The organism is Verrucosispora sp. SN26_14.1 (assembly GCF_004307965.1).
Lineage (GTDB): Bacteria > Actinomycetota > Actinomycetes > Mycobacteriales > Micromonosporaceae > Micromonospora.
The window spans coordinates 1-2,637 of sequence record NZ_SISL01000632.1 but is presented as its reverse complement, the minus strand read 5'-3'; the positions used below and the strand labels follow the sequence as shown (position 1 = coordinate 2,637).

At 69.3% G+C, this 2,637-nt stretch carries 2 protein-coding genes and 1 pseudogene; 1 reads left to right on the top strand and 2 read right to left on the bottom strand.

Annotation, left to right across the window (positions count from 1 at the left end):
- Positions 1-237, bottom strand: a pseudogene (locus EYA84_RS30195) (oligosaccharide flippase family protein); the annotation flags it as partial.
- Positions 230-1,267 (bottom strand): sugar transferase, encoded by a 1,038-nt coding sequence (locus tag EYA84_RS30190; RefSeq protein ID WP_131057589.1) that lies wholly within the window; start codon positions 1,265-1,267, stop codon positions 230-232. The pseudogene EYA84_RS30195 and the gene EYA84_RS30190, both read right to left, overlap by 8 nt.
- 152 nt (positions 1,268-1,419) lie before the next feature.
- Between EYA84_RS30190 and EYA84_RS30185 the strand changes: the two genes are divergently transcribed.
- Complete coding sequence (locus EYA84_RS30185; protein ID WP_131057586.1) at positions 1,420-2,559, top strand: GDP-mannose 4,6-dehydratase; 1,140 nt, start codon at positions 1,420-1,422, stop codon at positions 2,557-2,559.
- Positions 2,560-2,637: the final 78 nt, after the last annotated feature.

The window sequence follows — 2,637 nt, the reverse complement described above, 5'->3', positions numbered from 1 at the left end:
GGTCTCGGCCGCCGCCACCTCCCGGACCAGCGCCGAGCCGAGCCCGAGGTCGAAGAGGGCGACGACGGCGAGCAGTCCGGTCAGCAGCACCCAGACGCCGAACGCCTCCGGCCCGAGGTGCTGATAGACGACGGGCAACGAGACCAGGCCGGCCAGCGCCATGACGATCCGGGCGCCCAGCATGCTCAGCGTGTTGCGGGTCAGGCGTGCGCCGACCGTGCCGGCCGCGCTAGCCACGAGGGAATCCCCGGACCAACTCCAGGGCGGTCAGCGCCAGCAGGGTCAGGTCCACCCGCAGCGATCGACAGTTGAGATAGAGCAGGTCGCAGCGCAGCTTCTCCTCGACCGTGGCGGCGTAGCCACCGGTGAGCTGGGCGAGCCCGGTGAGTCCGGGCCGGACCAGGTGGCGCAGGTCGTAGTACGGCAACTGCCGGAACTCGGCGATGAACTCGGGCCGCTCCGGACGGGGACCGACCAGGCTCATGTCCCCGCGTACGACGTTCCACAGTTGCGGCAGTTCGTCAAGGCGGGTACGCCGCAGCAGGCGGCCGACGCGGGTGATCCGGGGGTCGTCCGGCTGGGCGAGTACCGGCCCGGTCTCGCGTTCCGCCCCGGGTCGCATGGTGCGGAACTTGACCATGGAGAAGAGTCGCCCGCCCGCACCGACGCGTTGCTGGCGATAGAACGGTGGCCCGGTGAACGAGACGACGACGGTGATGGCGAGGATCAGCGGGAGCACCAGGATCGCGCTGAGCGCGATGACGCCGAGGTCGAGGTAGCGCTTGACGCGTTCACCGGTGCGGCGGTGCGGTCCCGACCGGAGTCGGATCCAGGGCAGCCCGCCGAAGCGCCGCAGGCTGGGCGTGGGCAGCAGCCCGTAGACCGGCCGCGCCAGCACCAGGATCTCCACGCCCAGTTGCTGGCAGGCGGCCACGATCGGCTCGTCGATGCTGTCCAGCGAGTTCTTGAGCAGCAGGAGTTTGGGCCGCAGTCGCCGGAGGACCGCGGTGAGCTGCTCGACGTCGGCGGGTACGGGCAGCCGCAGGACGACGTCGAACTCGTCGTTGAGGCGGTCCGGCCGCGCGGGTGTCTCCACCGGTTCGATCACCAGCGCGCGGACGCGACCGCGTGCCGGTGGTGCCGCATGTTGCCCTGAGCCGCGTCGATGACCGTTGAGCAGGAACTCACGGCCGTGTCGGCGTACCGGCTCCGGGGCCACCGTTCGCAGGTCCTCGTCGAACGGGACGGCGACCGACGGTTTCTCCATGTGGCTTTCCTCCTCGCCACGCGGCGGAGCGCTCCCCCTGAATGCCCTCGACAGCACTATGAACGATTCAGCAGCATAAACAGTTCATTTGCCGCAAAACAAAGCTTTTTCGTTTATCGTAATCGACATCCCTTTGCGGGTGATATGTCAGAATGATCCCGCTGATAGTAGGGAATTGGCTGGTCACACCGCCGATGCCCACCAGAACTGACCACCCCGCCGCCAAGGAGTTCACGATGGAAGTTCCGCTGAACGGAGCCGAGCCATCCGCGCAAGGCAGCTCGGTTCCCAATCGCGTGCTGGTGACCGGTGGAGCCGGATTCATCGGAAGTCACGTCGTCGCACGCCTGATGCTGATGGGGATCCACGTCAAAGTGCTCGACGACTTCTCGACCGGTCGGGTCGAGAACCTCGCCGACGCCGCGTACGGCGGGCTGTCACAGTCGGATGTCCTGCGGGGTGACATCCGCACCGCCGAGGCAGTCGACGTGATCCACGAATGGAGGCCCGAGGTCGTGGTGCACCTCGCCGGTCAGGGCAGCCTCCAGGCAGCCCGGGAGTCGCCGCTGTTCGACGCCGACGTGAACACCTTCGGGACGATCAACGTGCTGGACGCCTGCGCCCGGAGCGGAGTTCGGCTGTTCGTACACGCGGCGAGCAGCGCCATCTACGGCAACGTCTCCTCGGACGCCCTGCCCATCCGGGAGGACCGGCCGCTGGCGGCCACCAGCCCGTACGGCATCAGCAAGGCCGTCGGGATCTGCTACCTGGACTGGTACCGGCGCGAACACGGCATGTCGTACACCGCCCTGGCCTTCGGCAACGTCTACGGACCGCGCCCGACCGGAGGCGGCACCAGCGTGGTGGCGCTGATGACCGAGGCCCTGCTCAACGGCCAACCGCCCACCATCTACGGCGACGGCCAGCAGACCCGCGACTACGTGCACATCGTGGACGTGGCCGACGCGGTGGCCCGCGCCTGCCACTACCCGGGTGCGGGGCTGGTCAACATCGCCACCGGCCGGGAGACCACCGTCAACGACCTCTTCGAGCTGGTCTGCTCGGTGGTCGGCGCGGACTGCGACCCGCACTACGCGCCGCATCCACACCCGCAGGAGGTGCGCCGGATGGCGCTGGACAGCAGCAAGGCCCTCGCCCAACTGGGCTGGCGTCCGACCATCGGGCTGACCGAGGGAGTCCAGCTGACCGTGCGGGAGGCACGGCGGCGGCGTACCGGCGCCCCGCGCAGCTACCAGCCTCGCCAGGGCCAGCCGGTGGGCGTCGGCCACTGACCTTCCGCACCGCCTCACCGATCTCCGTCACCTCGTAGCGCCCGGCGCCCGGCCGGGCCGGTCGGCCCGCGTCCGCGC